The 16,602-nt window shown below is 69.9% G+C and carries 12 protein-coding genes; 3 read left to right on the top strand and 9 right to left on the bottom strand.

Annotated features, from left to right (window positions below):
* Positions 1-17 precede the first annotated feature (17 nt).
* Entirely contained in the window at positions 18-2,339 is a 2,322-nt protein-coding gene (locus Aco04nite_RS24735) for a glycoside hydrolase family 9 protein (RefSeq protein WP_212999750.1), read from the bottom strand.
* Positions 2,340-2,544: 205 nt separating this feature from the next.
* On the opposite strand from Aco04nite_RS24735, the gene Aco04nite_RS24730 reads away from it, so the two are divergent.
* Both Aco04nite_RS24730 and Aco04nite_RS24725 read left to right on the top strand, forming a co-directional pair.
* Complete coding sequence (locus Aco04nite_RS24730) at positions 2,545-3,747, top strand: pectate lyase (RefSeq protein WP_212999638.1); 1,203 nt, start codon at positions 2,545-2,547, stop codon at positions 3,745-3,747.
* Between the two features lie 101 nt (positions 3,748-3,848).
* The gene (locus Aco04nite_RS24725; RefSeq protein WP_212999637.1) at positions 3,849-7,067 is read left to right on the top strand and encodes a S8 family serine peptidase; all 3,219 of its coding nucleotides are present in this window, start codon (positions 3,849-3,851) and stop codon (positions 7,065-7,067) included.
* A gap of 54 nt (positions 7,068-7,121) precedes the next feature.
* On the opposite strand, the gene Aco04nite_RS24720 is transcribed toward Aco04nite_RS24725, so the two are convergent.
* The 7 genes from Aco04nite_RS24720 to Aco04nite_RS24690 form a co-directional block, all read right to left on the bottom strand.
* Complete coding sequence (locus Aco04nite_RS24720) at positions 7,122-7,577, bottom strand: hypothetical protein (protein ID WP_212999636.1); 456 nt, start codon at positions 7,575-7,577, stop codon at positions 7,122-7,124.
* A gap of 402 nt (positions 7,578-7,979) precedes the next feature.
* The gene (locus Aco04nite_RS24715; RefSeq protein ID WP_212999635.1) at positions 7,980-8,846 is read right to left on the bottom strand and encodes a bifunctional 5,10-methylenetetrahydrofolate dehydrogenase/5,10-methenyltetrahydrofolate cyclohydrolase; all 867 of its coding nucleotides are present in this window, start codon (positions 8,844-8,846) and stop codon (positions 7,980-7,982) included.
* The gene (gene purU, locus Aco04nite_RS24710) at positions 8,843-9,754 is read right to left on the bottom strand and encodes a formyltetrahydrofolate deformylase (protein ID WP_212999634.1); all 912 of its coding nucleotides are present in this window, start codon (positions 9,752-9,754) and stop codon (positions 8,843-8,845) included. The genes Aco04nite_RS24715 and purU overlap by 4 nt, the downstream gene beginning before the upstream one ends.
* A gap of 1 nt (position 9,755) precedes the next feature.
* A complete protein-coding gene (locus tag Aco04nite_RS24705; protein WP_212999633.1) occupies positions 9,756-10,622 on the bottom strand; it encodes a methylenetetrahydrofolate reductase in 867 nt (288 codons plus the stop codon).
* Position 10,623: 1 nt separating this feature from the next.
* Positions 10,624-11,964 (bottom strand): aminomethyltransferase family protein, encoded by a 1,341-nt coding sequence (locus Aco04nite_RS24700; protein WP_212999632.1) that lies wholly within the window; start codon positions 11,962-11,964, stop codon positions 10,624-10,626.
* A 128-nt stretch (positions 11,965-12,092) separates the two neighbouring features.
* Complete coding sequence (locus tag Aco04nite_RS24695) at positions 12,093-13,025, bottom strand: LacI family DNA-binding transcriptional regulator (protein ID WP_244876263.1); 933 nt, start codon at positions 13,023-13,025, stop codon at positions 12,093-12,095.
* A complete protein-coding gene (locus Aco04nite_RS24690; RefSeq protein ID WP_212999631.1) occupies positions 12,940-13,923 on the bottom strand; it encodes a LysR family transcriptional regulator in 984 nt (327 codons plus the stop codon). Before Aco04nite_RS24690 ends, Aco04nite_RS24695 begins: the two co-directional genes overlap by 86 nt.
* A 77-nt stretch (positions 13,924-14,000) precedes the next feature.
* Here Aco04nite_RS24690 and Aco04nite_RS24685 point away from each other — a divergent pair, with 77 nt between their 5' ends.
* The gene (locus Aco04nite_RS24685; RefSeq protein WP_212999630.1) at positions 14,001-15,428 is read left to right on the top strand and encodes an NAD-dependent succinate-semialdehyde dehydrogenase; all 1,428 of its coding nucleotides are present in this window, start codon (positions 14,001-14,003) and stop codon (positions 15,426-15,428) included.
* A gap of 11 nt (positions 15,429-15,439) precedes the next feature.
* Here Aco04nite_RS24685 and Aco04nite_RS24680 read toward each other — a convergent pair whose 3' ends face one another.
* Entirely contained in the window at positions 15,440-16,588 is a 1,149-nt protein-coding gene (locus Aco04nite_RS24680; protein ID WP_212999629.1) for a DUF3500 domain-containing protein, read from the bottom strand.
* Between the last annotated feature and the right edge of the window lie 14 nt (positions 16,589-16,602).

Genomic DNA, 16,602 nt, shown 5'->3' with positions numbered 1-16,602 from the left:
TCTCCCTCTCGTACGACTCAGCTCGCCGGACAGGCGGAACCGTTGACGGTGAACGAGGCCGGCCGGGGGTTGCTGCCGCTGTAGGAGCCGGTGAAGCCCAGGCTGACCGTCGCGCCGGGGGCCACGGCCCCGTTCCAGGATTCGTTGGTCACCGTGACGTGGGTGCCCGCCTGGCTCCATGTGCCGGACCAGCCCTGGGTGACCTTCTGGTTGCCGGGGAAGTCGAAGGCGAGGGTCCAGCCCGGCCACGCCGCCCCGCCGGTGTTGGTGATGGCGACCGTGCCGCTGAACCCGGCACCCCAGTCGTCGGTGCTGTACGCCAGCCGGCAACCCGCAGTCGGCGAACCGGACGGCGTGGGGCTCGGCCCCGGCGTCGTAGGGGTGGGTGAGGGTGTCGTGGGGGTCGGCTCCGGCGTTGTCGTGCCTGGCTCCTGGCCCCAGATCCGGGTGCCCGCCTCGTACAGCGGGACCTTGGGGTTCACCGCGGTGCCCGGCAGGTACGACGGGTCGTTGGCCGGATCCCAGGTCCCACCGTCCGCCACGCCGACCTTGAACTGCACCTCCATGCGATACGCCGACTGGCCCGCCGGGGCGATCGGATACCCGGCGCAGTTCACCTCGACGTACCAGATGTCGCCGGAATACTGCTTGGCGGTGGCCGGCGCCGGGCAGCCCTGCGTGTAACCCGGGGTGACCTGGAGCGCCGCGGTGCCTTCGCGACGGAAGTAGTACCGGTACGACGCCTGGGTGAGCGCACGCGCCGGGAACGCCGACTTGTTGTAGATCATCACCTTGAGGGCGGTACCGCGGGCCTCGTTCTGCATCACCGTGGTCTCCACCGTGATCTCGTCCAGGTCCGGCTGCTCGGCCACCGGGAAGGTCGCCGAGGGCGGGCCGCCGTACTCCCCGTAGAGCCGGGCCAGCGCGGAGGTGAACCCGGCGTTGTAGTCGGTGGCCACCTCGTTCATCACGTAGTCGGTGCGTACGTCCTGGTAGGCGTCGTCGGGCGCGGACGGGCCGCCGACCAGCGCGCCGTACAGCACGTGCCGGGTGTTCACCGGGGTGCCGCTGTTGTCCCACCAGGACCCGTGCGCCGTACGGTGATGCGGGTTCTTCGGGGAATTGGTGCCGAAGCCGATCAGATAGCTGGACCCGCGCGGGTTGTCGCCGAGCGCGTAGTTGATCTGCCGGACCGCGAAGTCGTGGTAGCGGGTCTTACGGACCGTGTCGGTGGTGATGTCGCTGTAGACCAGCGCGGCGAACGCAGTGTTGGCGGCGTACCGCAGCGACCCCCAGCTGTCCAGCACTGCTTCGCCGCCCGGGGAGTAGCGCACCTTCTCGCCGTTGACGCCGACGGTCCACCAGTCGAGCCAGCGGTTGGCGTCGTCGGTGTACTTCTGCTTCCCGGTCAGGCCGGCCAGCAGCACGTACGCCGCGAACTGCTTGTTGTCCCAGGCCAGCGTCCACTTGTACGAGTGGGTCGTGGTCTGCGGTTCCGTGCCGAGGGCGTCGTACCCGTTCTCCGCCTTGGCGAGGTACGTGGCGTCGCCCGTCGCCCGGTACAGCCAGATGGCGCCCCACACCAGCTCGTCCTGGTAGCCGCTCCAGGACTTGTAGTAGGCGGCGGCGTCGGTGATGCAGTCGCTGTAGACCTTCCGGACCGTGTCGGCGAAGGTGTAGAGCTGCCGGGCGTGGGTGAGCAGCTTGTCGGCGTAGGCCGCGTCGGTGGGCCGGAAGACCATCGAGCTGGCAGCCATCGCGGCCGCCGTCTCCCCGGCGAGGTCCGAGCCACCACAGGTCGCATCGATCTTGTACGCCGGACGCGCCATCGGCATCACCTCGGCCGGGCCCCACCACTTGTGGTCGTCGTCGCCCCGGCCCACCTGCCCGTACAGCACGTTGGCCGACGGATGCGCCTTGATGAAGTAGTCGTTCGGCACCCGCAGGTTGTTGAGGAACGTGGTGAGCTGCCCAGATGCGGCGTACGCGGCCCGGTTCTCGACCGCGCCCCAGGCCAGCATCGTGGTGCTGAACGCCATCGGGAAACCGAACTTGACGTGGTCGCCGGCGTCGAACCAGCCTCCGGTGAGATCGAGCCCCACATCGGACCCGTCGGCCATGGCCGCGTCGCCGCGCCACGACACCTGGCTCCATGCCGGCTTCTTGCCGGCGATCTGGGCCTGGTAGAAGAACATCGACTTCTGCAGGGCCTCGCCGTAGTCGAACGCGGGTGCCGCCGCAGCCGGTCGCGCACCGTTCCCGACGACGACGGCCGCAGCGATGAGCGTGAGGGCCACGGCCGCCACGGCGGCGCGGCGGTACCAGGGGATTGACCGCATGACGGCCGCCTTCTCCTCGGAGATCTGATCGACGCCCACCTATGGAAGCGCTCCCACACCATAACCGGCATGTTTCAGATTTGTGAAGACTGCAAACACTGCAACTCCTTGTCACTGGATCGATGCATATCTATCGTCGGCTGGTAAGCGCTTTCCTTCAGGTAGATGGCGGCGTACGCACTCGATGATGAAAGTGGGACACCGGATGAAACGATCAGTCGCACTACGGTGGGTAGCCGCGGGAGCCACCGCGGTCACCAGCGCCGCGATCGTGATGATGCTGCCGACGCAGTACGCCCTGGCTGCCGGCAACCTCAGCATCGGTGCCGGCGCCGACGGCTCCAGCAAGGCCACCGGCACCAGTTACGGCAACGTCATAGACGGCAGCGCCAGCACCTACTGGTCGCCGAACAGCACGACCGGGTACGTCTCCGTCAAGTGGAGCAGCGCCACAGCGGTGTCCTCGGCCGTCATCACGCAGGCATCGGGCGGCGGAACGATCAGCTCCTGGCGGCTGCTCAACGCCGACACCAGCGCCGTCCTGAAGAGCGGCAGCGGCAGCCCGGGCACCGTCACCTTCACCTCGACCTCGCTGAAGAAGATCACCTTCGAGATCAGCGCCGCGTCCAGCGCACCACGGATCGCCGAGTTCGAAACGTACGCGGGCGGCAGCACGACCCCGACCACCACCCCGACCGCGAGCCCGACCACCACTCCTCCGAGCACCGGCACGCCGACCGGCGCGTGGCCGAGCTCGGCCGGCTCGGTGTCGATCTCCGGCACGGTCTCCGTCTCCGGCACCTTCGACGGCGGCATGAAGACCTACTGCTGCATCGGCGACGGCTCGCAGGACGAGTCCCAGGACCCGATGTTCGAGATCGCCAACGGTGGCACCCTGCAGAACGTCATCCTCGGCTCCCCCGCCGGTGACGGCGTGCACTGCCTGGGCACCTGCACCATCCGCAACGTCTGGTGGAACGACATCGGCGAGGACGCCGCGACCTTCCTGGGCACCAGCGGCGGCACGAGTTACGTCATCGGCGGCGGCGCGCGGGCCGGCAGCGACAAGACGTTCCAGCACAACGGCAACGGAACCGTCAGCATCTCCGGCTTCTACCTCAGCGGCTCCGGCAAGCTCTACCGCGGCTGCGGCAACTGCACCAACTCGTACCAGCGCAACGTCAAGATCGACAACGTCCTCCTCAACGACATCGACATGGTCGCGGGCATCAACACCAACTGGGGCGACATCGCCACCATCACCCGCGTCACCCTGACCAACAGCTCCAGCGCCACGGTCTGCGGGATGTACAAGGGCGTCCCCAAGGGCAGCGAGCCGAGCTACCTCGGCGAGGGCTGGAACACCACCAACTGCAAGGTCACCCAGAGCGACATCACCTACAAATAGGCCCCGGGGATCCGCTGCGGGCCGGCCTCACCGGGCCGGCCCGTTCGGGCCAAAATTCGACCCGACGCAACCTTTGGCGCCGATCGATCGCTCGAAGGGGTATGAAGAGCTTCCATTTAGGACTGGCCGGCGTCACAGCGCTGGCCGCCGCGCTGGTGGTGCCCGCCGGACCGGCCGATGCCACGGCGCCGGCCCCGGTCCCGGCCTCGGCGCAGGCCCCGGTTCCCGTCGGCGGGTACACGATCACGCTGGTTACCGGGGACCGGGTGACGGTCGGGTCGCGGGCGGCTACGAGGGCGTTCGTGGAGCGGGGTGCCGGGCGCGACAAGGTGTCGTTCGCGCAGACCGTGGTGGGCGGGCATCTGATGGTGATTCCGTCGGATGCGGCGCGGCTGGTGCAGACGCAGCGGGTCGACCGGCGGCTGTTCGACGTGACCGGGCTGATCGAGGGGGGTTATGACGATCGGGCTCACGCAGGCGTACCGCTGATCCTGGGGTCGGAGAGCGTGACCAATTTCTCGGCCGTGCGGAAGGCAGTGGGTTCGCATGCGACGCGGGAGATGACGTCGTTGCGGGCGTTGGCGGTGAGCGCGCCGAAGTCGTCGTCGATGTGGCAAGCGGTGACCAAGAGCGATCATGTGTGGCTGGACGGGCGGCGGAAGCTGTCGCTGGACGTGAGCGTGCCGCAGATCGGGGCGCCTGCGGCCTGGCAGGCGGGGCTGACCGGGACGGGCATGAAGGTCGCGGTGCTGGACTCCGGGGTCGACGCCACGCACCCGGATCTCGCCGGGCGGGTGGTGGAGAAGAACTTCACCACGGCGGCGGGCGGCGACCAGGTGGGGCATGGTACGCACGTCGCCTCGACCATCGCGGGCTCGGGGGCGGCCTCGAACGGGAAGTACCGGGGTGTGGCGCCGGACGCGACGATCCTGTCGGGCAAGGTTTGTGGTGACCAGTTCTGCGAGGACTCCGCGATCCTGGCGGGCATGCAGTGGGCGGCCGTGGAGCAGCACGCCCGCGTCGTGAACCTGAGCCTCGGCGGGCCCGACTTCGACGGCGCCGACCCTCTCGAAGAGGCGGTGAACACGCTGACGGCGTCGACCGGGGCGCTGTTCGTGATCGCCGCGGGCAACGAAGGGCCGTCGGCGTCAACGGTCGGCTCCCCGGGCAGCGCGGATGCCGCGCTGACCGTGGCAGCGGTCGACAAGGCCGACGTCACCGCGGAATTCTCCAGCCGGGGGCCGCGGGTCGGTGACGCCGCGCTCAAGCCCGACATCGCCGCGCCGGGGGTGGACATCGTGGCGGCGCGGGCCGCGGGGACGTCGATCGGGGAGCCGGCGGCTGACTTCCCGGACACGTACATGACGCTCAGTGGCACGTCGATGGCCACACCGCACGTGGCGGGCGCCGCGGCGCTGCTGGCTCAGGCGCATCCGGAGTGGGACGGCGCCCGGTTGAAGGAGACGCTGATCGCGTCGTCCGCGCGTACGGGAGATGGCAAAGCTTTCGAGCAGGGAGCCGGACGGGTCGACGTAGCCCGGGCACTCACGCAGGTGGTCACGGCGGAGCCGGTGTCGGTGTCTTTCGGGTTGCAGAAGTGGCCGCACGAGGACGACGCCGCGGTGAGCAAGCAGGTTACCTACCGCAACAGCGGGACCGTGGACCTCACGCTGGCACTCGCGCTGACCTCGGGCCAGGCGTTCACGCTCGACCGGCAGACGGTCACCGTCCCGGCCGGGGGCACAGCGGCGGTCACCGTCACCGCTGACACGAGGACGTTGCCGGTCGGCGACTACACCGCGGACATCGTGGCGACGGCGGGCACGCAGCGAGTGCTGACCGCGGTCGCCGTGCAGAAGGAGCCGGAGCGCTACGCCCTCACGCTGCACCACCTCGGCCTCGACGGCAAGCCGGTGATCAACTACCTGACGGGGATCTTCCAGGTCGCGGGCGACTACTTCGCCCTGCCGTGGGACCCGAGCGGCACGGTCACGCTGCGGCTGGCGCCGGGCCGCTACACCGTCGGCACGTACCTGGACGAGTCCGCGGCGCAGGACGGTTCGCAGCAGGCGATGATCTACCAGCCGGTGCTGGACCTGACCGGGGACACGTCGATCACGTTCGACGCGCGGGAGGCGACGCCGGTGAAGGTGTCGGTGCCGGATGCGTCCGCGGCGGCCGTCGAGTCGTGGATCGGCACCGAGCAGCAGAGCGACGAGGGCACGGTCATCTTCGGCACGCTGCAGCCGGGCATCGAGAATCTGCGGGTACGCCAGCTCGGCCCGCGGCTGCCGGGAACCGCGACGGTGCTGAGCACGTGGGCCCGGCGCGGTTCCGGCGAAAGGGGCATCGACAGCCCGTACGCGTACTTCGTGGGCGAGCGGGTGCCGGTCGCGCAGGTGCTGAACGGGTACGACCGCGCGTACCGGCGAACTGAGCTGGCCGCGGAGAAGCAGGTCTTCCACGGCGGTTCTGTTGTCCAGCAGTGGGCGCAGCTGAGTGACTCGCAGGGCGAGGTATATGGCGTGGGCATCGCTCGGGCGCGGCCCGGGGCATCGCGGGTCAACTATCTGGCCACGGGTAACGGTGCGCGGTGGCAGACCGACACGCGGCTCGGGGTCAGCTTCGACGAGTACGGGTTCCTGCAGGGACTCGACTTGAACGGCTCGTACCGACCTGCTACTTCCACTGTCGAGCACTGGGGCGCGGCGCCTCTGCAGACGCGGTTCAGCAGCCGGTACGAGTGGGTGGGCCGCGAGGGTGATCTCCTCTACGCCCAGCTTCCTCCGTTGACCGACGCGGCCGGGCATCCGGGGTACAACCAGCTTCTGGACTCCGTGAGCACTCGGCTGTACCGGGGTCGGGAGCTGCTGGGCGAGTCGGATTGGTTGTACGTCGACGCTGCCGGGTTGCCTGACGGTGACGCGGTTTATCGGGTTCTGCAGGAGACGACGGGCGGCTTCGGCGGGCTCTCCACCCGGACCAGCACCGAATTCACCTTCACGTCCGGCGTCGGCGCTCAGGGGCTGGTGCCTGTCTTCACCGTCAACGTGGCTCCCGCTCTTGATGCGTCCGGCGCTGTTCGTGCCGGGAGCGTCGGCCAGGTTCCGCTGATCGCCCGCGACCAGAAAGGACTTCCGGTGCACGGCGCCTGGCTCGGCCTCGAGGTGTCGTTCGATGACGGCGCCACCTGGCGTGCCTCCGGGCCGGCGGTGCACTATCCGCGGGGGAAGGGCTACGTTTCCTTACGCGTGCATGGCCGGGACAAATCGGGCACCACCGTCAGCCAGACGGTGATCCGCGCCTACCGCTACCGGTAAACCCTGTCGGTAGCGCCCGCCACTCTTGCGGCGGGCGCTGCCGGCCGGTCACCGTCAGTCAGTCGCGGCCATGATCCGGGCGTCGCGCATCGCACCGGCCATCATGTGCAACCGCTGCGTCGTCACGTAGCGGCGCAGCAACGGAAACTCGTCCCTCTGCTGAGCCGAGGCATGATCTAGCAATGCTCCCGACAGGGCCTCAAAGCTCGCGTCGAAGTCAGGATTGCTGACCTCGAGATCGTTGAGGGCCCGTTCGAGCTGCTCCCCCTCCACCTGGCAGGCCACCGCGACGGTGTCGCCGGCGGGACCGCTGTTGCGCACGGCCGGGTGAGCAACAGCGATTTCGCCGAGCAGATGCAGATGGACGGCCTCCTGCAGCAGAGCGAGAGGGCGTTCCTTGCTGCCCTGTCCGGCTTTCCGCACGTCAAGGCACAACTGCTGAATCCGCTCGTGCTCCTGCCGCAGAACCCCGACAACGTCGGGCGACGCCACAACCTGAAAACCTTCCATGACCTACCCCTGGTGTAACAGAAGAGCCGCCGGGGTCCAGGGCGATGACACCCCCGACAGTACGAGGCTCATGCTGAGGCGGGTAGGGATGAATGAGATATGCAACTACCCGAGGGATACTTTCGAGACCCTCTACGCCTGCTCACTGCCAGAGCACCGTACCCGATTTCAGGTGCAGGCGCGCGGCGCGGACAAATGGTTGCCGGACATCCGCCTGGCGGCTATCAACAGCTTCAATTCACCTAGAAGGATTTCATGGTCAAACGATGGATTCGAGTTGAATTCGAGGCGCCGGCCAAATCCGAAGAGATATCGGAAAAATACACATTATATAAACAGGGGTAATAGTCCGAAGTGGGATTCCAAATAGCGCACAGCATTTACTCTTGGATTCGAATACGTTCAGCTCCGCGAGCACCTCGCTGATTGACCGTGACCGGCGGCGCGGAGGGTGTTGACCATGAGCATGGCGATGGTCATCGGGCCGACGCCGCCGGGGACCGGGGTGACCCGGGTGGCGATGCCGTCCAGTTCGGCGATGCGGACGTCGCCGGTGAGACCGTTGTCCGTGCGGTGGATGCCGACGTCGATGACCGTGGCGCCGGGTTTCACGTGCTCGGCGCCGATCATGGCCGGGACGCCGGCGGCGACGACGAGGATGTCCGCCGTGCGGGTCACCGCGGCCAGGTCCGCGGTGTGCCGGTGCACGACGGTGACGGTGGCGTCGCGTTGCAGCAGCAGTTCGGCCATCGGATGCCCGACCAGGGCCGAGCGTCCGACCACGACGGCGTTCGCGCCACGGATGGTGACTCCCGTCGACTCGAGGAGCTCGATGACGCCGCTGGGCGTGCACGGGCGCAGGCCCTGCTCCCCGCGGGCCAGCAACCCCGCACTGTGGGTGGTGAGGCCGTCGACGTCCTTGCCGGCGGGGATCCGGTCGATGAGCGCCGCCGCGTCGAGGCCGGGCGGCAGCGGCAGTTGCAGCAGGATGGCGTCGACGGCGGGGTCGGCGGCGAGCTCGTCGATGACCGCGGCGACGCCGGCCTGGGTGGTGCCGGCCGGCAGGGCCCGGTGCAGGTCGCGCATCCCGGCCTCGCGGACGGCGCGGCGTTTGTTCGCGACGTAGACAGCGCTGGCCGGGTCCTCCCCCACGAGTACGGTGGCCAGGCCCGGCGCCGTGGCGGGGTCGGGGAAGGCCGCGGCGACCTCGGCGGCGACGCGTGCGCGGACCTCGTACGCGATGGCCCTGCCGTCGATGTGGACGGTCATGACGCGAAGACGATCGTCTGGTTGCCGTGCCGGATGACCCGGTCCTGGCTGTGCCACAGTACGGCGCGGGAGAGCACGTCGCGTTCCACGTCGGCGCCGCGGCGCTGGAGTTCGGCGACGGTGTCGGCGTGGTTCACGCGGACGACGTCCTGTTCGATGATCGGGCCCTCGTCGAGGTCCTCGGTCACGTAGTGGGCGGTCGCGCCGACGAGTTTCACCCCGCGCTGCTTGGCCTTCGCGTACGGTCCGGCGCCGATGAAGGCCGGCAGGAACGAGTGGTGGATGTTGATGATGGGTACGCCCACCCGGTCGATGAAGTCGCCGGAGATGATCTGCATGTAGCGGGCCAGAACGATGAAATCGACGTTGCCGGCGAGCAGTTTGAGGTGCTCGGCCTCGGCTGCCGACTTGTCGGGCCCGGCGGGCGAGGGCACGTGGAAGAACGGGATGCCGAACGAGCGGACCTCGTCGGCGGTGTCGGTGTGGTTCGAGATCACCATCGACACCGTGATCGGCAGTTCGCCGCGCTGGTGGCGCCAGAGCAGGTCGAGCAGGCAGTGGTCCGCCTTCGACGCGAAGATCGCGACGCGTTTGGCGGTGGCGACCTCGCGCAGCGCGTAGGTGAGGCCGAAGCCGGTGGCGAGCTGTTCCTGCAGGTCCTTCTCGAGTTGTGGGAGTGCGGCCTTGAGGTCGGGGCGGCTGAACACCGTACGCTGGAAGAAGGCGCCGCCCCGCGGGTCGTCGGAGTACTGGTCGAGCGACACGATGTTGGCCCGGTGCCGGGCGAGCACGGTGCTGATCGCCGCGACGATGCCGGTGCGGTCGCTGCCGTGCACGATGAGGACGGCCTGCTCGGCGGTGCGCTCCGTCACGGGCTGCGCGGAGCGGGCGTGCTGGGTCGTGGTCATGTCAGGTGTTCCTCCGGAATTCGGTGATCCATTCGGTCGTGGCCCGCAGGCCGCCGAACGTGTAGAAGTGCAGCTTCACCTCGCCGTGCCGCTCCGGGTGGTAGTCGGCGGCGAGGGCGTGCAGGAGCCGGTCCGGGCCCGCTGTGCCCATCAGGTTCGTGATCGACAGCCCGTACTTCCGGGCGATCGAGGTGCTGGTACCGACGCCGAACCTGGCCGCGAAGCGCAGCAGCCGCCGCACCCCGGCGGGGCCGGGCACTCCGACCCGGACCGGCATCTCGATGCCCCGGTCGCGGACGCGCTCGATCCAGTCCAGAACCGGGTCGACGTCGAAACCGAACTGGGTGATGATCTCGCCGGCCAGGCCCCGCCCGGTCAGGGCGGCGTGCTTGGCCTCCAGCGCCGGCCACAGCACGTCGTCCGGGATGCCGGGGTGGCCCTCGGGATATCCGGCGATGCTGACCTGCCGTACGCCGTACTCCTCCAGCACACCGGACTCGATCACCGACAGCGCGTCGGCGTACGGTCCGTGCGGTGTGCCGGGGTCACCGCCGACGGCGAAGATCTGCTCGGCGGCGTCGTCCACGCGCAACGCCGACAGGAATGCCTCGAGGGCCGCGCGGGATTCCAGCCGGCGGGCGGACACGTGCGGGACCGGCCGGAACCCGGCTGCCCTGACCATCCGGGCGGCCGTCCGGCGCATGGTCAGGTCCTCGTTGCCGAGGAAGGTCACGTTGATCCTGGTTCCCGCCGGGATGGCGGGCCGGGCGGCGTCGAGCTCCTCGACGTCCTTGCCCGTCATCTCCAGCGAGAAGTCGCTGAGCAGCAGCTCGAGGTTGGCTGCCGCCCGGGTCGTCGCAGCGGTCATGTCAGGCGTCGTCGCGACGGTACCGGGTGCGGGCATGCTCGTTGTACGGAGCGGGCTGCACCGTGGCGCGGATGCGGGGGAAGCCGAGGTCGGCGTCCGCGGCGGTGCCCGGGCCGGGGTGTTCTCCCCAGACGACGGACACCTCGGTGCCGGGTGCGGCGTGCTCGGGTGCGACCAGTGAGAGCGCGAGTATCGCGTGATAAGGGTCGAGCGAGGCGATGTGGTACGTGGTGCCGGCCGGCCCGGAGGCGCTCTCGATGCGGTGCCTCGAGTAGCTGAGCGTGAATCCGGGATCGTCGCCGAGGACGCGGCGCACGTCGTCGTTGTTCAGCACCAGGGTCACCTTGGACCAGCGTACGTTCTCCTTCGCCTCGAGCAGCGCGTCGCGGCCGATGAAGTCGTGGTCGAAGTTGATCAGGCGGCCGTAGCCGAGCTCGTACGGCGTGACGTAGTAGTCCTCGATGTCGTCGGAGTAGAAGCTGCCGTGCAGCGGGCGCTGACCCTCGATGCCGTACAGCGGAAGCCATTCCCGGTAGGCCCGCAGTGCCGGGTCGGTGTAGACCGCGGGGGTGGGTGACGGGATCCAGCCGCTCTCGACGGAGGCCGTGGTGTAGGCCAGCGCGCCGACGCGGACCACGCCGAGCGGTTCCCCCGCGGCCAGCAGGGCGTCGAGGACGTACTGCCCGTCGGCCCAGTCGCCGATGAACTCGTACCCGGCCTGTCCGGCCATGCCGTGCCGAAGCGCCTTGAAGGTACGCCCGCCGAGCGTGACCGGTGTCCAGTGGAAGAACCGGGTCGGGGGCAACGGCCCGCCGAACACGCTCTCCACGAGCTGCTGGGCCAGTGGTCCCTGCACCTGGTAGCGGAACAGCTTCGGGTCCGCGCCGCCCGGGCGGTACGCCGTGGACGGGTCGGTGGTGAACGAGACGTCGTAGCCGCCCTGCTCACCGTGGTACTGCACCCAGTGCTGCGAGGCCGGGACCCCGGAGAGGGTGTACCTCTGCTCGGCCTCGCGGGCGAGGATCCCGTCGGTGACGATGAATCCCCGCTCGGTGACCGGGACGATCTGCTTGGCCTGGCCGACGGCGAACTTCTCGTAGTTGTTGGCGCTGACCGCGGCGAGCAGCTTCGTGGCTCCGGGGCCCTCGATGACCATGTCGTACATGTGGTGGGACAGGTTCGAGACGGCGACGCCCTCGTGCCAGGCGCGCTGCTCGGCGCGCCAGCCGGCGTACTCGGAGTCGACGGCCTCGGGGGTCCACGGGGCGGCACCCGGTTTCCACAGCAGCTGCACGGCTGAGCCGGCCCTGTCGATGCCGTCCTGAAGGTGGGGAGCAGACATTATTCGCCTCCTGCTGGCGGGTATGTGGCCTGTTCACAGCCACTAAACCGAGCTAGTACTAAACCGAGCTAGTCGCAGAAGCTACCGGCTTGTTACGAGATGGCGCAAGACACAATCCCGGGGAAATCTCAGACGGTGTGGCGCTCGATCACCCGGGCGGGCACGGCCTGCAGATCAGCGGTCGGTAACCCCAGCACGTCGCGCGCGGCGATGCGCCCGTGCGCCTCCGCGTCGATGTGCACGGTCGTCAGCGCCGGCGTGAACAGGGCGCCGTACTCGGTGTCGTCGAAGCCCATCACCGCGGCCTCGCCCGGCACGTCCACGCCGAGATCGTGCAGGGCGGTCAGGGTGCGTAACGCGACGTCGTCGTCATAGCCCGCGAAGGCGGTCACCGCGGGATGCCCGCCACGGAACTCGGCGACGGCGGCCGTGCCCGCGTCCCGGGGCCGGGGCACGACCACGGTCACCGGGGACGGCAGGCCCAGCTCGCCGGCGGCCTGACGGGAGAACAGCTCCCGGATCTCCCGCAGCGGCGCCTGGGCGTCCGGCAGGGCGAGAGCGATCCGGGTATGCCCATGAGCAGCGAGACAGCCGATCTGCAGCATGGTGTGCGCGGCGAGCCCGTCACGCCGGCCACCGCCACGGTCCTCGAGCTCATGACCGGTGCGGTACGCCTCCGCGAAGTGCACCACGGCCCGCGGATTGATCGCGTCGCGCAGCTGCTGCTCCGCCCCGGCGCCGGTCGGGCCGTGCCGGACGACGAGCACATGGTCGTGGGCGGCGAGTTCCTCGTCGAGCCCGCGCAGATAGCTGCGCGAGTAGTTGCCCTCCAGGCCGCTGTCGATGTAGAGCACGACGATGCGTGACGTGCCCTCCCGCAGTGCCCGGGCGATGCCGTGGGGCTTGTAGCCGAGGTCGCGCACCACCGCCAGGATCCGCGCCCGGGTGGCCTGGGAGATGCTCTGGTTCGGCGTGTCATTGAGCACGAAGCTGACGGTCGCCCGGGAGACGCCGCTCGCCGCCGCCACGTCCTTCAGCGTCGCTCGCTTCGCCCCGGCCATGGGCAGACAATACCGGTGCCACCTGCGCCCCATAGCGGCTGACGCAGAAGGCTGCCAGTCGCCGGGTGAGGGCCGCTATGGCATCGGCGCCGTAGTGGTTGCGGCTCCAGGCGGCGTAGAGGCTGATCCGTACCGTGCCGTTCGGCCCGAGCACGTTCAGCGGGCGCAGGCCGAAGCGGGTGTCGTCCGAGACCACGGCGATTCCCCGGCCGGATGCCGCCACCGCCTGGGCCACCTCGGCCGAGGTGAACTCGTGCACCGTCGCGTAGACCAGCCGGGCCTCGTCGACGGCGTGGTCGAGTGCCCGCCGTGGGTGGTAGTCGGCCGTCTGCAGCAGCAGGGTCGCGGCGGCCAGCTCGGCGAGGGAGACCGACGTCCCGTTCGCCCATGGGTGGTCCTGCGGCACGTACGCCCACACCGGCAGATCGGCCAGCGCCATCCCGGCGTACCCGGCGGGCCAGGGTGTTGTGCCGATGGCCAGGTCGGCGCCGCTGTCCAGAGCGGAGTATGCCGAGGCCGGCAGCGTGGCCCGGACCGCGGGCATCGGGTCGCCGGCGGACAACGTGGCCAGGAACGGTGCGACGACATCGGTGAGTGTCGTGCCCGGTGCGGCGATCGTCAGGTGCTCCAGGCGCCCGGCGGCGATCGCCGCGGCCTCGGTCCGTGTCCGCTCGGCCTGGGCGAGCAGGCGTTCGACGGCGGGCAGGAACGCGGCCCCGGCCGCGCTCAGCCGGAACCCGCCGCCGTCGCGGACGAACAGGTCCATGCCCAGGTGCCGTTCGAGCAGCCGCATCTGCCGCGACAACGACGGCTGGGTGACGTGCAGGACGGTGGCTGCCGCGGTCACCGAACCTGCGTGGGCGATCGCCGCGAAGTACCGCAGGGTACGCAGCTCCACGATCATGCCTCCCGGGCATGGCTGCGGTAGGGCACCGGTATTGGACAGCGCACCGGGCCCGCGGGAAGGCTCGTGGCATGACGCTCATCGACGCGGTGCCCACCCGGCTGTTCATCGGCGGGGACTGGCGGGACGCCTCCGACGGCGCGACCGTCGCGGTGGAGAACCCGGCCACCGGGCGGGTGCTGACCTCGGTCGCCGATGCCACCGTGGCCGATGGGGACGCGGCACTGACCGCCGCGTGTGCGGCGCAACGGGGCTGGGCGGCGACGCCACCGCGGGCGCGCGGCGAGCTGCTGCGCTCCGCGTTCGAGCTGCTCACCGAGCGGTACGAGCACTTCGCCGCGCTGATGACCCTGGAGATGGGCAAGCCGTTGTCCGAGGCGCGCGGCGAGGTCGGTTATGGCGCGGAGTTCTTCCGGTGGTTCGCCGAGGAGGCGGTGCGGGTCGCCGGCCGGTGGGCGCCGTCGCCCGACGGTGGCACCCGGCTGCTCACCATGCGGCAGCCCGTCGGCCCGGCGTTGCTGATCACGCCGTGGAACTTCCCGCTCGCCATGGGCGCCCGCAAGATCGGTGCGGCGCTCGCGGCGGGATGCACCGTGGTGGTCAAGCCCGCCACCCAGACCCCGCTGACGATGCTGGCGCTGGCGGATCTGCTGCGCGAGGCAGGTCTGCCACCGGGCGTGCTCAACGTGCTGACCACCACGCGGACGGCTGCCGTCGTGGAACCGCTGGTGCGCGACGGGCGTACCCGCAAACTCAGTTTCACCGGCTCCACACCCGTAGGCCGAACGCTGATCGAGCAGTCCGCGCAGCAGCTGCTGCGGGTCTCCATGGAGCTCGGCGGCAACGCGCCGTTCCTGGTGTTCGCCGACGCCGACCTGGACGCGGCCGTCGACGGCGCGATGCAGGCGAAGATGCGCAACATGGGTCAGGCCTGCACCGCGGCGAACCGGTTCCTGGTGCACCGGACGGTCGCCGGGGAGTTCACCCGCCGGTTCACGGAGCGGATGGCGGCGCTGCGGGTCGGGGCCGAGGTGGGGCCCCTCATCGACGCCGCCGCCCGGGACAAGGTCGCCGCGCTGGTGGACGACGCCGTCGCACGCGGTGCGCGGGTGCTGTGCGGCGGCACGGCGGTCGGCGACGCCGGGTATTTCTACGCGCCGACCGTCCTCGTCGACGTGCCGGACGGCGCGGAGCTGACCCGGCAGGAGATCTTCGGGCCGGTCGCGCCGATCGCCACGTTCACCGATGACGCGCAGGCCCTGGCGATGGCCAACGACACGGAGTACGGGCTCGCGTCGTACGTCTACACCCGCGACCTCTCCCGGGCGGTACGCGTCGGCGAGGCCCTCGAGTTCGGCATGGTGGGCGTGAACCAGGGCATCGTGTCGAACCCGGCAGCGCCGTTCGGCGGGGTCAAGGCCTCCGGTTTCGGCCGCGAGGGTGGCACCGAGGGCATCGACGAATACCTCGAGACGAAGTACCTGGGGCTGGCCGTCTGACCCCACGGCGATCAGCCGCGGCGGCGCTCGGCGATGAACGCGGCGTCGGACTCCACACTCGACGTGACGCGCCGGTGCAGATGGGCGGGGCCGCGCCGGTGATCGTTGCGGGCGTAGTGGTCGAGCAGCAGGTCGTGGCCGAGATCGTTGTCGAGGTCGCGCCAGACCACGTGCGCGTGCTGGCCGCCGTTCACCGCGTTGTCCGACTCGGCGAGCAGCCCCCGGGTCGAGACACGGAAGTAGTACGCCGTGTCCGGGCGCACTCCTCCGGCCCACGCGAACGTGAGCAGCTCCGCGGGCTCGGCCTCCACCACCCGGCGGTACTGCGCGGCGAGCTCGTCGGGCCCGGCCTCCACGAAGTGCAGCAGCAGCTCGCGGGCCAGGGCGAGGTCGTCGGCGCTCAGCTCGGCGCCGTTGAGCCCGGAGGGTGCCGCGCGTTCGAAGCGCAACGCCCAGCGGTCGTCGTCGCCGATCTCGTACGTCTCGATGCCGAGGTCGACGTGGTCGGGAAGCTCGACCTCGCCGACGTACGGCACCTGGCGCGTGGTGAAGTCGGCCGGCGCGACCGGGTGGATGTGCGCCGCCCCGCGCTGGTCGTCGCCGAGCCGGTCGAGCAGCGCGAACGCCAGCGCCTGGCTCTCGCCGAGCGGGTTGAGCACGCCGGCCGGCAGCGGCTGCGCGCCGAGCGCGAACGGGGTCACGGTGAGCTGGTCCTGGCCGATGACGGTGTAGCTGAACCCGATGTGGTGCCCGATGATCCGCCAGCCCCAGGTGTCCTCGAAACCGGGCCGGCCGAACCAGCTGAACAGGTACGCCTCGGGGTCGCGGAAGTCCGCGGCGTACACACCGAAGCCGCGCCGCACCACCTCGAGCTCGCGCAGGATGTTCTCCGTCGCCATGACCGCGAGGGCCTGGCTGTAGCCGCGCAGGCTGAGACCGGATTTCAGCAGGGTGTGCGCGAGCGCCTTCTGATGGCGGTCGAGCTCGGACAGGGCGATGCCGGTGCGGTCGGGTTTCGGGATGAAGTCCCAGTCGACGCGGCGCGGATCGTCGAACGTGAAGACGGCCCGCTCGCGCTGGTCGGCGGTGAAACCGTTGAGCAGCGACCAGGTGGTGAAGAGCATGGTCCGGATGGCTTCCGGCGCACGGTAGGTCATCATGGCGGCCTCCACAC

The sequence above is a fragment of the Winogradskya consettensis genome, assembly GCF_018332715.1.
Taxonomy (GTDB): domain Bacteria; phylum Actinomycetota; class Actinomycetes; order Mycobacteriales; family Micromonosporaceae; genus Actinoplanes; species Actinoplanes consettensis.
The sequence above is the reverse complement of the archived record's forward strand: the minus strand, read 5'-3'. Positions and strand labels throughout refer to the sequence as shown.